Origin of the sequence: Emticicia sp. BO119, from assembly GCF_013912375.1 — a bacterium.
GTDB lineage: Bacteria > Bacteroidota > Bacteroidia > Cytophagales > Spirosomataceae > Emticicia.
On sequence record NZ_JACETV010000002.1, the window covers coordinates 23724 to 45163 of the forward strand.

The following is a 21440-nucleotide window of genomic DNA, read 5'->3' on the forward strand; positions in this document are numbered from 1 at the left end:
TCAAAAATAAGGCGATAATGCTGCTTCGTCAGCAGGTAAACCATATAGTAAACTGATATTAGAAAAAGCATGGCTACGGACTGTGGCACCTTCAGGGTAATAATATTCTACCGGATTGGCTTTAACTCTTTGCCCATAGGCAGTAATTACCTCAACGGCTGTGCCTGTGCGTACCAAATCAAACCAACGTTTGTTTTCAAATGCCAGCTCACTTCTGCGATCCTGATAAATCTGCTTTCTTAAATCTGCCTGCGCTGTCATGGTAGCTTCCGGTAACCCTGCACGCGTACGTACCTGATTAAGATAAGTTAATGCTTCTGCTCCTTTTCCTTGCTCCATTAATGCTTCTGCTAAGAATAAAAGAGCCTCCGCATAACGATAAATCGGGAAATTATTACCTGTATTACCATGCAATGAGTGTGTTTTTGCAAATTTTTTGTTGTAAGGGAAAACCTTATTTGCTCGCAGACTTCCGCTTATCGTTACGTAACCAATGGTGGCATCTTTTCGCTTGTCACCAGCTTCAAAAGCATTAATTAAATCAGGAGTTGGAGCTCCATTCCCTTCGCCTGTTAATGGTTGAGGGTTTGATGTTCCGGTGATTGGCTTTAACTCTTCCGGACTCATCGGACGAGGCAGATAGTTATAAATGATAGCACCGTTATAGCCAGAAGCACCTTCCTGAAACTGTACTTCAAACATAGATTCTATATTATTTTTGTTTCCTGTATTGGTAGAGAAAGCATCATTGAAATCTGGCATCAATTTATATTCGCCACTTGCTACAATTTCTTTCAATAATTTTTCTGCTTCTGCCCAGTTCTTTCTTACCATATATACATTTGCCAGTAACATTCTTGCAGTACCTGACGTAACTCTTCCTGCTTCTTGTTTCGATTTTGGTAGAAGCCCTGTTATAGCGGCACTTGCATCTTTGATAATTTGTGCATAAACAGCTTCAACATCTGATAGCTCGAGCGTTGCTTCCTGGCGGTTTGTTACCGGCGTAAGGTGCAAAGGCACTTTACCAAAATAACGCACTAATTCAAAATAGGCATAGGCTCTTAAAAACTGTGCTTGTCCTTTCAGATTATTTTTAGAATCAGCATTAAACTCAACCTTATCAATGGCAGATAAGACCTGATTAGTACGTGCAATTATCTGATAGTCTAGACGATATTGATTCAGAACATGAGTGTTTGAAGTAACACCATTAGCTGTTGGTACAGCAAAATCTGCAATATCTTCCTGTTGCTCAGTAGCACCAAAAAGGATATTTCTGAAATAATAAGCATTATCTGAGTGCATTTCTCCTAATAGCCATGCACGGTCGTTGACAATCGGGCGTAAAGGTACATAGGATGCATTTACTGCTTGTTGAAAATCAGCTTCTTTAGTAAAGAATATGGCGGTACTAAGATTCGTTTCTGGGACAACCGTCAAAAAGTCTTTGCAGCCCGTTAACCCCAAAAACATAAACAAGGTTATTATTGATATCTTTTTCATTCTCTTAAGGATGTTTATGTTAATTAAAAGTTCAAGTTTATGCCAAGCGTGTAAGTTCTTGGAACAGGATAGTTCGAGAGGTCGATACCTTGGCTAAGGTTTCCACCGTTACCGTTACCATCACCTTGAGCTGATGTTTCAGGGTTTGGTCCACCCCAGTATTTGGTAAATACATATAGCTGTTGAACTGAAGTATAAATACGTGCTGATCTGAATACTTTATTAGGTCTTGGGATCGTATAACCAATAGTTACGTTTTTAATTGTAAAGAATGAGGCATCAGCAATAAAACGGCTATTCATCCAGTCTCTTTCGATACCTGTTACGTTACCGCCACCAACAGTAGTACCATACATTCCTTTTCCGGGATTAGATTCAGAACGGAAACGATATTTTACGCCTTCTACTAAGTTAAATACCCCATCAAGATTGGCAGTACTGTAAATATGTCGAACTAACAGCTGATTGCCTTGTGAACCTGAACCAACGATGCTTGCATCAAAATTGCCATAGGTGAAGTTATTGACAATTCCATAAGTAAATTTAGGGAAAGGATTACCAATGATTACCCTATCATCAAAATCACCGCCGTTGGTAATAATTCCATCACCATTCTGGTCGGTTAATTTGATACTACCTACTACCGAACGACCAGGTACCTGTGGTGAGTTTTTCAGGTCTTCGGCATTCTGGTACATACCTTGAGAAACGTGTCCGTAGAATTGACCGAACGGATAACCCACTTTTGTAATATGGAAAGTTCCGTAAACACGGTCAATACCATTAGCCAGAGCGATAACTTTATTGCGGTTGATAGAAATGTTGGCATTAGTACTCCATTTCAATTTTCCGGTTGTATTTCTGGTATTCAAGGCAAACTCATGACCCCAGAATTTAATTTCTCCGATATTATCGTTAAAGTTGCTGAATCCTGCCTCCTGAGCAATTTGTACACTATACAACAAATTAGTAGTACGCTTTGTATAGTAATCATAGACAAATGTGATTCGGTCATTGAATAAGCCGAGATCTAAACCAAGGTCTAATTGTTTGGTTGTTTCCCAACCTAAATTATTGTTTGCCAATGATGTAACCACAGCACCAGGTGCTACAGTGTTGCCAAAAACAGCATTTACTGTATTATTTATCAAGGCATAAGGGGTGTAGTTACCAATATTATTGTTACCGATTACACCGTAGCTTGCTCTTAATTTGGCAAAAGATATTTTAGGAATTGATTTGATAAAGGCCTCATCTGAAAGAACCCACCCTAATGAAACTGATGGGAAGGTACCCCAACGGTTGTCGGAACCAAAACGGGAAGAGCCATCTCGACGAACCGCAGCTGTTAACAAATATTTACCTTTATAGTTATACGTTAACCTCGAAAGGATTGAAGTTAAAGCCCATTCCTGCACCTGGCTTGATGTACCACCACGGTTGATATTAATGGCACCCTGAATTGTAGGAAGTCGGTCATCGGCATAGGTATCAGCTTGAACACGTGTACCTTCTTGTTGGAAACGTTGCTGTGTAAAACCTGCTAGTAGTTCAAAATTATGATCGTTTATGGTTTTTGTGTAAGTCGCGAGGTTTTCGTTCAGCCATGTCAGATTTTCAAAGTTTTGGCGTATCGAAACTGCTGTTGTCGGAATGGCCACGTTAATGGCACTTGTAGCAGTGGATGGATTAAAGAAGAAAAACTTTGAACGCAACATTTCAACATTGAAAGTTGATTTTAAAACAAGGTCTTTAATTGGACGATATTGAATGTAAGCATTTGTAATTAAATTGGTTGTGGTAGTTTCATTTACCAATTCTTCAGCTGCCCTTACCCAGTTCGGATACGCAAAGATATTTCCAGTACTGGCCGGGAATCTGTTAAACAAAGTTAACGTTTTGCCATCTGCTTCATAAATAGGCATGATTGGCCAGGTATGCAAGGCATTAAACAAAATTCCTGTTCCTCTGTCTCCGTCAGTTCTTGGGGTATTGTCAAACACATATTGCGGAGCAATATTAAAACCAAGTGTTACTTTGTCAGATACGTCATATTCTGAGTTCATTCTTAATGAATATCTTTTATATTCATTATTCAATACAACTCCTTGTTGGTTGAATACCCCACCCACAAAAGAAGTTCTTGCTTTTTCTCTGTTCGACGTAACGGTCAGATTATAGCTTTGAACAGGTGCTTTTCTTAGTAAAGCATCATACCAATCATTGTTTTTATCTCGGTATTGTGCAGGATTCTGAAATTCAACAGGTACTGCCTGACCAGCATCTTCGTAGGACTCTTTTTTAAACTGTGCAAACTCTTCAGCATTAAGCATTTTAATACGTCCTCTTTGTGGAACCTCCTGAATACCTGCAAAAGTGTTGAAACTTACAGTAGTGCCGGCCGATTTGCCTTTTTTAGTTGTAATTAATACTACACCATTAGCAGCTCTTGAACCATATAATGAAGTAGAAGAGGCATCTTTCAGAATAGAAATATCTTCAATTTCATCAGGGTTCATTGCACCGATATCCCCTGTGATAGGGAATCCATCAATTACATATAAAGGGTCACTTCCGGCTGACACAGATAGCTGCCCGCGGATGCGGATACTCATACCTTGTCCGGGCTTTCCAGTGGTCTGGTTAATTTGTACTCCAGCTAACTGACCTTGGAGTTTTTGTCCGATTTGTGATACAGGAATATCTTTTATTTCTTTTGCTCCAACCGTTTGTACTGCTCCGGTTACATTTTTCTTTAGCTGGCTACCATAACCTACCACAACGATTTCCCCTAATAGCTTTTCGTCAAGTTCTAAGGTTACGTTAATTTCAGATTCGTTGCCAATTGTTACTTCTTTTGCAGTAAAACCAACAAAACTGTAGACTAAAACTGAGCCTTTAGTGGCATCAATTTTATAGGTACCATCAACTCCAGTCTGAGTTCCACGGGTTGTTCCTTTTACTGAAACGTTTACTCCTGCTAATGCCGCTCCATCAGAACCTTTTACAGTGCCCTTTATTTGTGAGAAGGCAAAGGATGAACAGAATAGCATTAGCAAAAAGGCTCCTCCCATTGCATAAATCCTATTCAAATGAATAGTAAATTTTGGTTTCATAAATACGCCTGATTTAGGGTGAATAAAAGTAGATATTGGTTAAAAAGACACGGATTAATCATGTTTTTTATAAAATTATTTACTTTTTATCCTTAAAGCGTCCTGTACTCTTCTGTTTATGACAAAAAGAGTCATATTCTTTATTGAAATATTACTATATTGGAATTATAGGTATTATATGGAGGTTTTGATCTTATGATTTAATTGCGCGTAGAATTTTGTGTTTGGTAAGGCAATGAGGGCAATAATGTTGAGGGACTTTTGGCAAAAGCATGAATAAATACTTCTGGTTGATGAGTTGAATACATCTTTTATCCAGGATATAGTATAAGCAGTTTTAGCAAAAAGTTTTCATAATTTATTGGCAAGTTTGGACAAGTTGACTTGCCCAAACTATAAAGAATCTTTAGGGGTTTAATGACATCGATAAAGGGGCATTTTCAGGGTTACTCCCCCAATTCTTATTTGGATTTTGCCCCATTTTCAATACAAGTTTTCCTCCATTAACAAAATTCTCGTGCAATATCCAGGGCTTGTTAAGCGGTTTATCATTCAATTGAGCCGATTGAATATATACATTGTTTGAGGAATTATTATTGGCTTCAATCACAAACTGTTTGCCTTTATAATATTGGGGGTTGAGATGAAAAGTAATTTTGTTGAAAATCGGACTACTGATTTCATAATAAGGCTTGGGTGTAGTGCCCCCATTAGTTGAAAATATGCCTGTTTTTAATAGAACAGAGAGACTGCCCATTAAACCCTGGTCTTCGTCGCCACTATAGCCAAAGTCTGGCGAGATACCGCTGTAAACTTTACCAATAATCTGCCGTGTCCAGTATTGAGTGAGCCAGGGTGAACCAGAGAAATTAAACAGAAATGGTGTTTGCATGCAAGGCTGATTACCATAATTGATGAAGACCTTCCTGTATTCTTCAAGAGTTTCTTTATCGTGCGATTTCCCTGATACAAAATCATGTTTCTGCGCTTTTTCAAACGATGAGTTGAGCTTTGCAGTGAAGGCTTCACGGCCACCCATCAGGTTGATTAAGCCTTGGATGTCGTGCGGCACAAACCAGGTATATTGTGCGGCATTGCCTTCTTCCCAGCCATTATCATAACGCAATATATCTACGGGTTCTCCCCATTTTCCGTCAAGTGTCCTGTTCCACATCCAGCCTATTTCCGGGTTCCAGATATTTTTATAGTTTTCGGCGCGTTTCATAAACAATGCATAATCATCTGTTTTACCTAATGCTTTTGCCATCTGTGCCAGGGTATAATCCTGATAAGCATATTCAAGAGTCTGCGTGGAGCCATCCTGATGAAACCCGTATCTGATATTAGCTAAAGGATGCGGCACATAACCTCTTTCTAAATAATATTCAATTCCACCGCCTTTAAATGTCTTGTGTTCATATCCTGCCTTGCTCATCAATCCACCCGGAAAATGATTTTTCCTCATACCTTCGTAGGCTGTTTCAATATCAAAACTTCTGATACCTTTCAGATAAGCACTTACAATAAATGGGGTAGAAGAGGCTCCGGTCATTACAAAACTATAATTTCCTCCGGCAGGCCCGCGCGGAATCAAGCCGCCATCATTATACATTAATAGCATCGAATTAACAAACGATTCGGTTACTTCGGGGTAAACCAGATGCCAGAGTGTATTGAGCGACCACTGCGCTCCCCACATAGCATCAAAATTATGATGGTTGAATTTGGGTTTTCCATCAGCACCTAATGGAATCTGCTTTATCAGGCGTTCAGGCCCTGTCATATCCGAGTATTTTCCATTGGCATCAGAAATGATTCTCCTGCCCAGAAGAGCATGCCATAAATCGGTATAGAAACGACTTTGTTCCATCTGGGTTCCTCCCTGAATTTCGATTCTGCTCAACCAGTTATTCCAGTCAGTCTGGCTGTCACTTACAACTTTTTCAAAATCCCAATGCGGCAGTTCTGCTTTAAGGTTGAGTCTTGCCTGTTCTTCACTTACATAAGAAATAGCCACTTTCATCTTCCGCACTTCTCCCTGATTCGTTTTGAAACTTACATATACACCCGTTTTTTCGCCTTCTATAGATTCTTTTATCTCTTCTAACTGCCCTTTTCGCCATCCTTTAAATGTTTCAAATGGTTTATCAAAAACAGCTACAAAAAAGACGGTTAAAGTTTTTGGCCGACGGGTGGTTGGAGCCATAATGGCATAACCTTCTATCTCCTGATTACTGATTTTTTTCACATATCCTTTTTGTGTATCCGAGGGACCCAGGAAGGTTGAAAAGTCAAAAAGTATATGACTTTGAGCAGATTTCGGGAAAGTATATTTATGAAAACCTACTCTTGTAGTAGAGGTTAGTTCAGCAGTTATGTGATAGGCATCTAAAACAACTTTATGATATCCTACCTTAACCACTTCTGTGTTATGAGAAAATGTTGAACCATATCTGGCAGTACCCAAATGCCCTTTGAACTCCCCGGTAACAGGCATTACAGGAACTCCAGACAGTTGCCAGCCATGCACATGGCTGAAACATTTGATACTATCTGAATGATAACGATACCCCGAACCCCAATCGGAGTTTACACCATTATCAGGGCTTAAATTGACCATGCCGAATGGCCTGGAGGCCGAATTGAAAAAGAACCACCTTGAGTTAGCCGCGTCAACCAATGGATTCACTAAATCGACTGGTCTTGTTTTCTGCGAAAAAGAAGAGGTAACGGCAAAAATGCTAATCAGGCAACCAAGAATATATTTTAATCTTTTCATACTTATTTCAGTTTTATTCATTTAACTATTTACCAAGCCAATTCAGCTGACTCCAGTGAGTCGGGCCATCGTTGGTCTGATTCTGTCCTTTAGTACTTCTGCCATCCTGCACGTGTTTAGTAAGTAGCGCTGTTAGCTCTTTTACAATTTCAGGATATTGTGCATATACATTGTTAGTTTCGTCGAGGTCAGTTTTTAAGTTATATAGTTGTATAGGAGGCAGTTTTTTTGCTTCTTCGCTGTCTTCTTTTGGTTTACTGTTTCCGCCAGAATGTGAACACATAATCAGTTTCCAAGGCCCTTTTCTGATAGCAAAATAACCATTGGATGAATGGTGAATAATAGATGCTCTTTGCTCATAGCCTGATTTTTTGTCGGTTATCTCACTTAAAAAACTATAACTGTCTTCTGCTACATTATCGCCCAGTCTGGCTTTGTTCAACTCTGCAACTGTTCTGAAAAGATCAGAACTACAGACCAATTGCTCTGAAACTTTACCTTTTTTTATCACATTACCCCAATGAACAATAAAAGGTACGCGATGGCCGCCTTCGAAAATATCCGTTTTCAACCCCCGGTAATCAATTGAGGGATTATGACCTTTAGCTAATTGCGCCTGCAGGTTGGCTGAATTAGCAAAACCGTTATCAGAAGTAAAAATGATAATGGTATTATCGTAAATACCATTTTTTTTGAGGGTTGCTACCACCTGTTTCACTACGTCATCAACCATCAGCACAAAATCTCCATAGGGAGAAACCTTACTTTTACCTACAAAATCACCAATTGGCAAAACTGGTGTATGCGGAGCCGCCAGGGGAAAATACAAAAAGAAAGGTTTGTCTTTATTGGCATTCTGATTAATAAAACTGAGGGCTTTTTCCGTAAACTTGCCTATAACATCTTCAGGTTTAAAGTCCGGCGCACTGATACCTGCTCTGAATAATTCTATTCCTTTTCTACCTTCACACGTGTCTTTAGGAACAGAAGTACAAAAACCATTTTCTACATAGGCATAAGGAGGCATATCTAAAGATGCCGGAATACAGAAAGAATAATCAAAACCTCTGGAGTTAGGGTTATCAGCTACCTTTTTAGAGAAATCCACTTTCTTTTCTCCGGCCTCTATATTATTCCAGGTCCAACCTAAATGCCACTTGCCTACAACGCCTGTTTTATAGCCTTGTTTTTGCAGAAACGAGCCGACGGTTTCTCTTTTGGCGTCGATTAATGGTGTATCGTAGCCATGTAAAACACCTTTTTTCATAGTGGTGCGCCAGTTGTAGCGACCTGTCATGATACTGTATCGGGTAGGAGTGCAGACCGCTGAAGTCGTATGAGCATCAGTAAAGCGAACACCATTCTGAGCTAATTTATCAATATTCTCAGTCTGTATCTTTCCATTCGGATTGTATGATGATACATCTCCAATACCTAAATCATCGGCCAATATGTAAACAATATTTGGCTTTTGCGCAAACCCTACCGACAGGATATTGCAGCAAATAAGTATGCTTAAAATGTATTTTTTCTTCATGTCTAATTCAATTTATAATCAATACTGTTAGTTCAAAATGAAAGCATAACTACCTGGTTTCGTATGAGGTAGTAGATAATAACCGCTTTGTGCTTTAATATTGCTTGATTGTCCGTTGATACTTAAGGTTTTTCTTTTACCATCAGCAGGCACATAGATATCAGCATGTGTTCCTCCGGGAATAATAACCTTCATAGTTGTAGATGTTTCTCCCTTATTAAATGAAACCGAAACCGGGCCTTTGATAGTCGGTGTTTGGAGACTGGCAGAAGTCAGGCTGCCAAATTGGGGTTTAATCTGAAAGGTTTCAAAGCCCGGGGTGATTGGTTCGACACCCATTAATTTCCGGACTATAATATTGGCAGGCACTGAACCCCAGGCATGGTTCCAGTCGAGATTGGGTTTGTACACTTTATCCCATGCTTCTAAAGAGATAGTGGAGCCTACCCGAATCATATTGTACCAGCTTCTGTGAGCCGTTGAGGAGAGTAGTTCAAGTCCATAGTCTGCTTCTCCGGCTTCATATAAGGCATCCATCAGAAATTGCGAACCATATACACTACAAGCCATTTTTCTGCTTTTGATGAATTGAACCACATTAGTCAGGTCTTTTTTCGGAACAAGCCCAAAAGCCATAGCAAACATATTGGCATGCAATGAAGTATGGTTGGTACTATCGCCATCTTTGATAATTCCTGTTTTAGTATCCTGAAACGTTTGCAGAAAAGAATTATATACCTTTTTGGCCTTGGCTTCGTATGCTTGCGCTTCTTCGTTTTTGCCTAAAACCGTCGCTATTTTTTGGAGCAAGACAAGGTTGCGATAATAATAGGCATTAATAACTGAATTATAGGTATTGAACACAAAACCATCGTTTTCGCCTTTGTACTCTTTTTCGTCGCCGATAACATCTCCGTTTTGTGGCCAGTCTACAATATCATGTAAGCCCCGCCTGTTATCGAAAGTTTTGGTGATATGAATGGTCTTTAAAAACTCATCGGTTTGTTTATTGGTGCGGGTACTTATTAGTCCTCCCTTACCCTCTAACGGTATCAGAGCTTTGTTTCGTAAATCAGCATAATAGTTTTTCAGAAACGTAGTATCTCCTGTGTACAGGTAATCATTCCAGGCAATCAATACATTCTGTAAACTCCATTCAGTTGGCCAGGTTGGGTGGTAAATCAGGTAATCCATCGAGCGCCGCCCGATGCTATATTCAGCATCAACTGCATAATGCGATAACTGATTAATCAATGCATCAGCTTCATAGGGAATCCGTTCACGGTCTCCATCAACATAAAAGCCTGTAAAACTGGTAGCTTTCATGGAATACTTACATAAATCCCATATCTGATTCAGAACAGTATCACTTGAAGTAAAACTTGACGCGTTTTCATCAAAAGGATAGAATACAGTCTTTCTTTTGACAGACTGTTTATTAATAGTACCCTTAAAGTTATGAATACTTATATACCTGAAAGGGTAAACTTCGCCGATGTAATCGGGCATTAAAATTGGGTTACGACTATTTCGTTTTTCGTTGGTTTCCCAGACTATGTCATAATCATGGGTGCCGGGTTTAATAAAAAGAGGAAGTTTTAAATATCGGATATTCCGTCCGGCATTTTTTTGAATGCGAGCCGGACTCTCTAAGACCTCACCCACTTCGACCCAGACAGAATCACTTTCGAGGCTTGTCAGACATAAGGTGAGTTGCCCCAATGCGTCTTTTCCAAAATCCAGAAAATAAGAATCCGGACCGGTTTGGATAATCTGCGTTGGTTCCTGAATTTCTGCTGCTAAAGGTTGGTAAGCAAAGGGTTGGGTTTCGTCGGGTGAATCGAGATAAAAAGAGGATGTTTTTGAAAATTCAGAAACCTTTCCTTTGTCATCCCAGACCTGTACTTTCCAATAATAAATTTTACCCGGTTCTAACAGTTTTCCATTATATATAGCTTTGTTCTGATTTGAATTGGTTCTTTTTGAATCCCAGAAATCAGCTTTGTTTTGCTTTAACATTTGTGCATTGGAGGCAAGTAAAACACGGTAAGCTGTTACTTTACCTACTGAATTGACTATCTCCCAGCTAAAATGAGGCTGTTTATTGCTGATAAAAGCAAACTGAAATTGCTGTTTTTGAGTAATGGCAGATTCGAGCGGTTCATTTACTGGAATACCCTTTTGATACACCTGACTGGTATTGAGCAATAAATCGCAACGTAGCCGAAAAGGGGCTTGACTTTTTGATTCAAAAACCAATAAAATACAAAGTATGCTCAAAAGAATTTTATTCATAATTAAGAACGGGTTGAATGAAAGAGACCATTGATGCCCGAAATTTATACCTTTGGAAAAACAAAACCGTTATGATACGTTGGTTTTATTAAACTATTAGCTGTTTTATTATCAAATTTCCCTTTAGTAGCATCCCAATAAATCTTATCTCCACTACGGAGCGAAACATTGCCCATGTGTGCATTGACAGCCACAGTTGCTCCGGCATGAATGGGACAAGCTAACTGGTCTTTTTTACCATTTTTGATGACATCTATAAAGTTCCGGGTGTGTAACTCCAGCCCGTTATCTGATTTTTCGATTAATGGTATTGCTTCCATTCTGAACCCTTTGCCTTCCTTCTCAGGTATTACTTCCCAACCATTACGGGTTACTACCAGAGTGCCTTTGGTACCAATAAAGGCAATGCCATGATTTTTGCCATATTGCCCTTCACTAATACCCATATAATGCTCCCATGTATTGGAAAAACTGCCGAAATCATAAGTAACATGGATATAATCCGGGGTTTCGCGGGCATCGTTCGGGAAAAGCCTTTTTCCTCCGACAGAAGAAACCGATAAAGGTTCGTTAACGCCCATACCCCAAAGCATAATATCCAATAGGTGTACACCCCAGTCGCACATCAACCCTCCGGCATAATCCCAGAACCAACGGAATTCATAATGAAAACGATTGGCATTAAAAGGTCGTTTTAATGCAGGCCCCAACCACATATCATAATCAACACCTGCCGGAACTGGCGTGTCAGGAACTATCGGTAAAGGCTGTGTACCGCGGTACATCCAGGTTTTGGTATTGATGATTGTGCCCAGTTTACCTGATTTCACAAAGGCTACCGCATCTTTAAAGTGTTTCTGACTACGCTGCCACTGATTTACCTGCACTACTTTACCTGATGCCTCTACTGCACGAACCATTGCCTTAGCTTCACCTATAGAATTAGCTACGGGTTTTTCAACATACACATGTTTTCCGGCAGAAAGAGTATCAACCAATTGGAGGCAGTGCCAATGGTCAGGCGTCGCCACTACTACGGCATCTAACTCTTTATCTTCAAGCATTTTGCGGTAGTCTTTATAAGTTGTGAGATTCTGGACTCCGGCCTTGCTTAAATCATCCTTTCGTTTGGCTAGCTGGTCATCATCTACATCGCAGATAGCTTTCAGATTCACCTCGTTTATTTTTAAAAAGGCACGTATATTATTGAAGCCCTGATTTTTGACTCCAATCAGACCCACATTGATTTTATCGCTGGGAGCAACTTTTTTTCTGATAGATGCAAGAGCTTCTAAGGGCAATAGCTCCATTAAGCCTAAACCTCCAATGGCAGTAGCCGTATGTCTGATAAAATTTCTACGAGAATTCATTTTTAATTAACGGATTAATATTTATTGGTTAGGTGATATTTCAATTAAGGTTTGGTCTTTGTTCCAGTTGTCTGGTACTTCATAAATGAGCTTGTAGAAGTAAGGAATTGCATCTGAAATGGCATATTTGCTTTCAGCCTCTTTACCATTGGTTTTTACAATCTGAACAGGTTTAAGAGAGGTTCTGGTATTTAATTTCAGACCTGACAAATCCCATATTCTCTTTTCTAAGGCTTCTTTTTCAAGACCCGGGGCATATACTAAAATCTCGAGCTTAAAAGACAAAGGACTATTTGTATAGACAGACATGGAGGATTGGCTTACTTTTACGTTCGTATTTCCATTACCTAAAATTGCCAGCCAACCAATATCGCCATTATCGGTTTTCCAATGAAAAGTGCCGATTTTTAACTGTTCCCATACTCGTTTACTACCCCATAAGCCACCCATCATCCAGTTTTTATTAATCAGAATGCTTACTTTTTTTATACTGTCTCCTTTATAATGATTAGGAACATTAACAGTAATATAACGTGGTTTTGAGAACGATTTCAATGCATTTAAATCTTCTTTCGGAATAGATAAACCCAGGTTCAGAATAGTAGAAAGATTGCTCATTTCGCCATATTTAGGGCCATTAGCGGGTGCTAAAGGTGCCATTTTTTCATTATCAAGTGCCAGGGCAATCCAGATGCCCGTGATGGCAAAATATTTAGTCATGTCCATGCCATAGCCTCTGAAATACGGACCGGGCATATTTTTAAGATTAGGGTTATAAGATTTAGCTATCTCATGCCAGAATTCTTTTTCAAGATTTTTACCCATTGTCTGCATTTCTTTTGAGAAGGCCAGCTCGCGCCATAAGCCAAGCCCCACAAGTGTTACGCCATAATAGGTCGGAGAATTATATTCGCTGAATGTTTTATGAGATTGATATAAACTAAAAATAGCTTTTGCTTTGGCAATACCTGCATTTTTAAGGTTATCTATATTAAAGGTTGTTCCTACATACTCCATCAGAAAGGCGCTCATAATAGATATATTGGTGTAGTCTGCACCAACGTTTCTTTTGAATGCTCCCTTAGCTGCATGAACAAGACCTGTTTCTATATCTTTAATTAATGCTTGTGGGAGCAGGTCTTTGAATTTATGGCGTATAATTATCAGATCACTGCCAATAAACTCTCTCCAGTTCTTGTCGAATCTATCGTTTTCGACAGAGGTTTTCCAGATACCATATAAATCAGAGTTTTCATCCTGATACTGGTTTTTCAAAATCCAACTTAGAATAGTGATAGCTTTCTCTTTATCTCCGGTATTGTTTCTGAATAGTAAGCCTTGCGCCACACGGGTTTTTGTACGTAGGCTTGCATGATTGGTTAAAGTATTTTCGATAGGTATGTTGTCAGGAACTTCGCTCTCAAGAAAAGTATCGAATAGTTCTTTCTGATAAGCTGATAGATTTTGATAAGTAAATTTCTGGATATATATATTGTCTTTTGGCTGGGCCTTTGCTGATAAAAAGCCCAACACCCCGACAAAAACTATAACCCAACTTATAAATTTCTTTTTCATTTGTCTTTGATTTAAGATTGATAATATCCGTTACTGTTTTTTCACAGGAAATACTCTCAGCAATACGACTCCGTGGTGCCTGATTTCGGCTTTGAATGAATCTGTAAAAATTCCTGAATCTTTTTGCCTCCAGACATCGCGGAATCTGTATTTGCCTGTCAATCCGATTTTTTTCAAATCAAGCGTGAATACTTTTGACTTTTCGTTTCCCCAATGGAAATAGGATTGAGGGTTTTTACCAAAATCTGCTGTATTAAACAGTCCAATGGCATAAGAGCCATCTTCTAATGGCTTTTGCCATACTTCAATTCCGTTTTCATTCAGTATCAATCTTCCTCCTTTCCCTAAGGGATCCTGGTTAATCTCTATCACTTCGTCATTAGATAGCAGGTTAAGTGTAAATTCATCTAATTGGTCAATCGGGCAACCGATCAGCAAGGGTGCGGCCAGTATGCTGAACATACTTACATGGCTGTACTGCTCATCTGGAGTTAGCCGCGTATCGTGCATCACCGGACCAATAGAAACCTTTCCGATAATCATCATATCGGGGTCGGCCCAATGCCCATGACCCGAATAGGGCGACCATTTATCAAGTGAAAAAGAGGTGAGGTAAAGGCTTGTCCAGCTATCTTTAATATCTGGCCCGGTACGATACATATTAGAGGTACGAACCCAATCCTGTACTTTGTCAAAGGGGGCGTTATTAGATAAGCTAAAAACAATATCGCGCCCTGAGTTCTTTAAAGCTGTCTGCATTCTCTCGGCAGAGTTAATATCTATCCGCCAGTCGTATTTCAAAAAATCGACTCCCCAGTCTGCCATTTGTTTAGCGTCTACATCTTCAAATCTATATCTGGCAATTCTATTAAAAGCTCTTCTGTTAACTATGATAGATTCATGAGTTTCGCCGCCTTTTTCAAAATCAGAAGAGGCTCCGGTATAACCCCCATAACTTGAAATATAAGGTGTAGAATATAAGCCTGTTTTTAGACCAAGAGAATGTATGTAATCAAACATACCTTTGATATCGGGAAATTTTTCATTGGGTTGAAGCGCATACCCTGGCCCGCCACGTTTCCCTTGCCAGGCATCATCAATATTGATATAGGTCCAGCCGTGGTCTTTCAGGCCTGTTTTTACCATCGCCTCAGCGGACGCTATTACTTTTTCTCTGTCAATTTTAGCCTCCCATGAGTTCCATCCGTTCCATCCGATAGGCGGGGTCAGTGCAATGGTATCACCAATTCTGATAGTTAACTCTTTAGTAGCTTCGCCGAGCCTATTTCTGGCTTTGAGTATAGTTTTATAAGTGCCTTTTTCGTGGATACTTCCGGTAATGATACCCGTCTGACTATCTAAATTTAATCCTTTGGGTAGCTTGGAAGCCGAGAAACTCATTGGTTTCTGCCCTGTGGCAGCAATGGTATATAAAAACGGATTGTCTGGAGTTGCCCCAAATAATCTGGCCGAGTTGATTTTTGGTTTGGAAGCCGGTTGGGGTGTCAGTATATATTTCTCGCCTGAGTTTATTACATGCTCAGGTATATAATCGCCAGTCATTTCTATCTGCGCATCTATCCAGTTACAGTAGGTTCGCTTATTATTGACTCCCCCCACGTTATCTGTTACTAAGAGTCCCAGTTGTTTAATACCCTTTAAATCTACCTCAACTTTTACGGGTTCATCGCCGATTCTCATGCCAGTTTTTTCAAAAAGCACTTTCCCATCGCCCAGAACGTAAAAATTCAACGGAATATTCTTATTGCCTAAATCATCAGCACCAATAGAGGCTGAGAAATGCCTCGCTTTATTGTTCAGTAAAAAAGCTAATACGCATGGAGATTGCGCTCCCAAGCCCCTTTCGAACTTTTTGCCATTCATGCGCAGCGTATCTCCTGAATAATTTTTTTTGGTCTGTACCGGGCGTATCCCTTCCGAGTATGTCTGGATTAGCAAGTCATCTAACCACACCGCTCTGATGTTTTGAGCGGATGCAGTCAGCGACAGAGTTATAAAAATAGTGGTTAAGTGCTTATTTAATTTCATGCTTATAATACAACATTATTTTACGGGAAACATTCGTAACAATATAACCCCATGATGCTTGATTGCTGTTGAGAAAGATTTACTGAAAATGCCTATATCTTTTTGTTTCCATACATCTCTTAATCTGAATTTACCTTGCAAACCAATTTTGTTGAAATCAAACTCATAATTCACTGTCTTTTCATCTCCCCAATGAATATATGATTCAGGAGTTTGGCCAAAATGAGCAATATTAAAAAGCCCGACTGCATACGAACCATCTTCTAAATGTTTCAGCCATATTTGTACCCCGTTTGTTTCATTTACCAATCTGGCAGGTTTACCTGAAGGATCCTGATTGATTTCTATTACTTCGTCATTGGTCAATAGATTCAGGGTAAAGGCATCTAATTGTTCTATCGGGCAGCCAATTAATAAAGGGGCTGATAAAAGACTGAAAAGACTCACATGACTGTATTGTTCGTCAGGTGTAAGGCGGGTAGGGTGTAAGGCTGAGCCGGTTGTAACATTACCTAATATCATCATGTCGGGGTCAAGCCAGTGTCCACGACCACCGTAAGGTGCCCATTTATCCAGCGTAAAAGCAGAATGATAAAGGCTTAGCCAACTATCCCTGATATCAGGGCCGGTTCTGAATGTATTGGTTAGACTCGCCCAATCTTTTGCTTTTGCAAAAGGTGCAGAATTTGAAATACTATACACGATATCTCTGCCTGAGTTTTTAAGAGCGACAGACATCTTTTCTGCAGAATTAACGTCAATCCGCCAATCATATTTCAGATAGTCAATACCCCAGGCTGCCATTTGTTTAGCGTCGTTTTCTTCGAACCTGTATTTGCCTACATAACGAAAAGCCCTTTTATTGTTAATGATTGAATCGGTAATTCTACCATCTTCAAAATCTGAAGAACCGCCATTATACCCGGCATAGCTTGTAATCATAGGCGTTGAATATACCCCTATCTTTAGACCAAGACCGTGTATATAATCTATCATCTCTTTGAACCCGGGAAATTTTTCATTGGGTTGAATAGCATTAAACATACCACCTCTTTTCCCTTGCCACGCGTCGTCTATATTGATATAAGTCCAGCCATGTTGGCTTAAACCCGTTTTAACCATCGCATCTGCTGAAGCAATTACTTTTTCCTGGTCGATATTTCTGGCCCATGAGTTCCAGCCGTTCCAACCGATAGGAGGGGTTAAAGCAATCGTATCGCCGATAACAATCTTCAACTCTTTCTGCGTTTCACCAAAGCTGTTTTTGGCTTTCAGTATAGTTTTGTAAGTGCCTTTTTGAGAGACTTTACCTGAAACAATTCCGGTTTTTTCATCTACAGAAAGCCCACTGGGCAGGTTTGTGGCTGAAAATGAAATTGGTCTTTCTCCGGTTGTAGCTATGGTATAGAGAAACGGATTGCCAGGCCTTGCCCCAAATATTTTTGCTGAATTTATTTTAGGGTTTTTATCGGCCCCGGGGGTTAATATATATTTATCGTCAGTGTTTGGTAAAGTTTGTGGAAGTGCATCATTCTTCATTAGGAACTTTGCATTTGCCCAGTTTGAATAAGTTCTGTTTACTTCCATATCTACCAGCACCAGAAGCCCCAGTCGTTTAATCCCGCTCACATCTACTTTTACAGTTTTGGCGGCATCTCCCAGTTGCATTTCGCCGCTTTCAAATAATATTTTCTTATCGCCGATTACATAAAATTTATGGGGAAGATTCTTCACACCTTTATCATCTACCCCTACTATAGCAGAAAATTCTGTGGCGTTGCCATCCAGATAAAATGAAAGAATACTGGTAGAATTGACACCCACGCCATGCGTGTAATATACTCCTGTGATTTTCATAGAATCTCCGGCAGCATTTGTTTTAGGCAATACTGCGGGAATCCCCTCTGAAAATGATTTGATGGGTAACTCATCTAACCAGATGTTTTTTATGTGTTGTGCAACAGCACTTGTGTTTAATAGGATAAACACAAGCACCCGTGCTGCTATTCTCTTCATGTCAGGGTTATAGGGAACTTAGATTTATGATAATCTAATGGTATGTTTAAAAGGGGTGAAGCCTGTTATATAAACCGTTGGAGCATCTAAAGCCGGCAATGCTCCTCGTAGCTGAATGTTTTTATGTTCGATTCTTCCTGATGAAAAATGTATAGTATCGCCTCCTGCTGAATACGAACCACTCTGACCTGCAAAAAGATAGGCCTTGGGATTAACAGGATGGCTGCTAACTCCTGCAAATGTTCCGCCCGTTCTGAAAATCAATTCGAGCGTGACGGGAACACCTTCGGTTCCCGCCATGTCGATTTCTACTTCTATTCCGTTATTAGTTTCCTGAATCTTTATTGTAGTATCCAGTTTCTGAATCTCGCTTTGCTTCCGTAGTGTTCGCGGCATTTTATCTAAATCACCATCAGCAGAGATTTTATCTTTATCAAGAGGTTGGTAATAGGGGCCTTCCAGATGATTTTTTAATATCCATACATTGTCTTCTTTCTCTATATTTTCAGATTGAAACTGCCCTTTGCCGAAAAAAGAAGCAGCTACCCGCATGGCTTGTAAAACGGCATTTCCTTTATGAAAAGTAAGCCAGCCGGTATTTTTGGATAAAATGGTAGTATCCCAGTTTCCTCTTCTGATTCTGACAACGCCAGAGTAAGGAAATGCCTTGGTATAGCTGGTTGGTAAAGGTTTATCGGCAGGTAATTCTCTCCATAATGAAGGGTCTTCAAGGAAGTAATCAAGATAGCCTGCTAATTGTTCTTTTGTACTTGTCTTTTCTATTTGTCGGCACATAGCGGCCATTTCGCCGTTATTTTTCTGGATAGCCATGAACCGGTAACAATAGTAATATTTATACATATTGCCAATCGTGCCTTTATCCTGGCGGTTAGAGGCCTCGGTAACCACTTCACCATTCGGATGAACATAATACAATGTCATTTCCAGATTTTTTAGAACAGGTTCTAGTAGTTCGGGTTTCCCAAGACCTCTCGCCATAATAATCAGAGAGCGGTTGACGATTGGAGAATAGCTATTTGTACTTTTTTCGGTATATTGCCCATCAGGGTCAAGGTCGATATGTTCGGCTAACCACTGGTTAATACGGTTGGTATAACGTTTGTCTGGAAATAGTTCGTTCAATTTGGTCAATGCTGCCGATACTACCCAACGGTGGTTAGGAGTATGAATACCCCCGACAATCAATGCCTCACCCGCATTTTTCAGAAAACTTTGTAATGAACTCAAGGCTTTTTCAGAACCTTTAGTCTGCGATTGTTTAAGAAACTTATAGGCCGGAACCATATTTTCTAAAATAAAAGCAGTATCGGGGGTTGAATGAAAGTTGGTTGCCAGCAAGTCGATCGTGCCGTCTGAATGCTGAAATCTGAGCATGGCATTTGCAGCTTCTTCAACATTTTTGAGTACATCTTTTGACTGATAATAAATTGATTCAGGACAGGACATCAACATACAGGCTTTCAGTACAAAGCTACCGGTCGAATGCGGATTCGGTATCTCTACATCGTCCATATATCCTCCGAAATATTTGTTCCCGGTATCGGTTACTTTAAATGTTTCGAACTTCGGAAGTTGTTGGTCGTGAATCTTTATCCATTCCAGTAGCCAACCAGGTTTGCTTTGAAAACTCGTAGGGTAAGCGTTAATTTTTAAAAAGGGTACTGCGCAAACCGAAAGAAAACCTGTATGTACAAATGTCCGTCTATTCATGATTAGGGTTAATTTTTTAAAATTTGTTGATGAAGCATATCAACTATAATTCTCTGATTTTTATACTTCTGAAATGCACTTCATCGCCGTGGTCCTGAAGCAGGATATGTCCGGCATAAGCCTGCGCAAAGTTCGGATAAGATACATATTTGCTTTTGGCTACCAGATTTCGGAATATTTGCGAATGACGGTCATATTCTACCATTTTGAGGTTATTCAGCCAATGCTCTACATGGCCGTTTTTAGATACAATTCTTAATTTGTTCCATTTACCAGGTGGGTTAATCCGTTTCTCCTTATTTCCTTCTGAAAGGTTTTCAGCGGTGATAAGGTCATATAATGAAGCTGTGGTTCTGTTACCATTTATTCCTGCTTTGGCGTCAGGGTGGACGTTGTCGTCCAGAATCTGAAATTCAGGCCCGGCACCTGTGCCTTCTTTTTTCTTAGGGTCATCTACTACAAAATATTTCAAACCGCTATTTGCTCCTGTTGTTAATTTAAAATCTAATTCAAGTTCAAAATTTGAAAACTCTTCTGCGGTTTCTATATCGCCACCTTTGCGTACACTGTCTTTTTTAGAACCCATTACTTTTAAAACTCCATCTTCAATAGCCCAACCAGCTTTCGGAAATGTGCTGCCGTTAGCCAGTTTCCAGCCTGCCGAAGTTTTGCCATCCCATAATAATCGCCAGCCTTTTCTGATTTCATTTTCAGATAATTGGTTGACCAGGTAACTCACCTCGGGTGCTTCTTCACCTTTCCATACTACTTCTTTTAGGTTTTCAGTGGCAATTCTGATATTTCGCCATTGAACGGTCAAGCCCTCCTGCTCAGGCTTTTTGATTTGATGAACCTGTAAGGCTATCAGCCCTCTGGCTGTCTGTGAATCAAGCACGTTGGCACATGGAATACCATTAATCCAGGTTTTGATACTATTGCCAATAGCTTCTATATGATATTTATTCCATTGTCCGTTTCTAAAGGCTTTTTGCCCATGAGGGTTGGCCGAAAGCGGGTATAACCAGCCATTTCTTGCTTCATCATAAATACCGCCACTCCATGCACGTTGGGCCGGGTCTATCTCAACCTGATACCCGTGTACCCTTCCTTTCATAATATTAGGGTCACTGATGCTTCGTATCTGGATACCGGAATTTAAACCTACCTCAACTTTTACGTCTACTTCTAAAACAAAATCTCCGTAGAGGGCTTCGGTACAAAGAAATGTATTAGGTGTGTTCAGCCGAGAAATTCCAATAATGGTCTTATTTTCGATTTTATATTCAGCATTGCCATTACGTTTAATCCACCCTTTCAGGTCTGTACCATTAAACAGGTCTTTCCATTGAGCTTGCGAAGTGAAATTTAAGAGTAGCATTCCGAAGAATGCTACTTTACTTATACGAATCATAGTGTTCAGGTTGAATAGATGGTTAGGTTAAAGTAAGGTGTGTCTAAATGTAGCC

Annotated in this window: 11 protein-coding genes; all 11 read right to left on the reverse strand. The window is 39.8% G+C overall.

The annotated features are described in order from the left end of the window. The 11 genes from H1R81_RS07180 to H1R81_RS07230 all read right to left on the reverse strand — a co-directional run bounded on the left by H1R81_RS07180 (position 1) and on the right by H1R81_RS07230 (position 21385). Positions 1-1506, reverse strand: a complete 1506-nt coding sequence (locus H1R81_RS07180) for a RagB/SusD family nutrient uptake outer membrane protein (RefSeq protein WP_181840029.1) — start codon at positions 1504-1506, stop codon at positions 1-3. A 23-nt stretch (positions 1507-1529) separates the two neighbouring features. After that, positions 1530-4580 (reverse strand): SusC/RagA family TonB-linked outer membrane protein, encoded by a 3051-nt coding sequence (locus H1R81_RS07185; RefSeq protein ID WP_409013550.1) that lies wholly within the window; start codon positions 4578-4580, stop codon positions 1530-1532. Between the two features lie 448 nt (positions 4581-5028). Beyond that, entirely contained in the window at positions 5029-7401 is a 2373-nt protein-coding gene (locus tag H1R81_RS07190; RefSeq protein WP_229251076.1) for a GH92 family glycosyl hydrolase, read from the reverse strand. 25 nt (positions 7402-7426) lie between these two features. Continuing rightward, the gene (locus tag H1R81_RS07195) at positions 7427-8938 is read right to left on the reverse strand and encodes an arylsulfatase (RefSeq protein ID WP_181840032.1); all 1512 of its coding nucleotides are present in this window, start codon (positions 8936-8938) and stop codon (positions 7427-7429) included. Between the two features lie 27 nt (positions 8939-8965). Continuing rightward, complete coding sequence (locus H1R81_RS07200) at positions 8966-11233, reverse strand: alpha-L-rhamnosidase C-terminal domain-containing protein (RefSeq protein ID WP_181840033.1); 2268 nt, start codon at positions 11231-11233, stop codon at positions 8966-8968. A 44-nt stretch (positions 11234-11277) separates the two neighbouring features. After that, complete coding sequence (locus H1R81_RS07205) at positions 11278-12603, reverse strand: Gfo/Idh/MocA family protein (protein ID WP_181840034.1); 1326 nt, start codon at positions 12601-12603, stop codon at positions 11278-11280. Between the two features lie 21 nt (positions 12604-12624). Next, complete coding sequence (locus H1R81_RS07210) at positions 12625-14178, reverse strand: hypothetical protein (RefSeq protein ID WP_181840035.1); 1554 nt, start codon at positions 14176-14178, stop codon at positions 12625-12627. A 30-nt stretch (positions 14179-14208) separates the two neighbouring features. Further along, entirely contained in the window at positions 14209-16227 is a 2019-nt protein-coding gene (locus H1R81_RS07215; protein ID WP_181840036.1) for an NPCBM/NEW2 domain-containing protein, read from the reverse strand. A gap of 15 nt (positions 16228-16242) precedes the next feature. After that, positions 16243-18243: an NPCBM/NEW2 domain-containing protein gene (locus tag H1R81_RS07220; protein WP_181840037.1), complete on the reverse strand. Its 2001-nt coding sequence runs from the start codon at positions 18241-18243 to the stop codon at positions 16243-16245. A gap of 24 nt (positions 18244-18267) precedes the next feature. Continuing rightward, positions 18268-19974: a hypothetical protein gene (locus H1R81_RS07225; protein ID WP_181840038.1), complete on the reverse strand. Its 1707-nt coding sequence runs from the start codon at positions 19972-19974 to the stop codon at positions 18268-18270. 43 nt (positions 19975-20017) lie between these two features. Beyond that, entirely contained in the window at positions 20018-21385 is a 1368-nt protein-coding gene (locus tag H1R81_RS07230; protein WP_181840039.1) for a DUF1080 domain-containing protein, read from the reverse strand. Between the last annotated feature and the right edge of the window lie 55 nt (positions 21386-21440).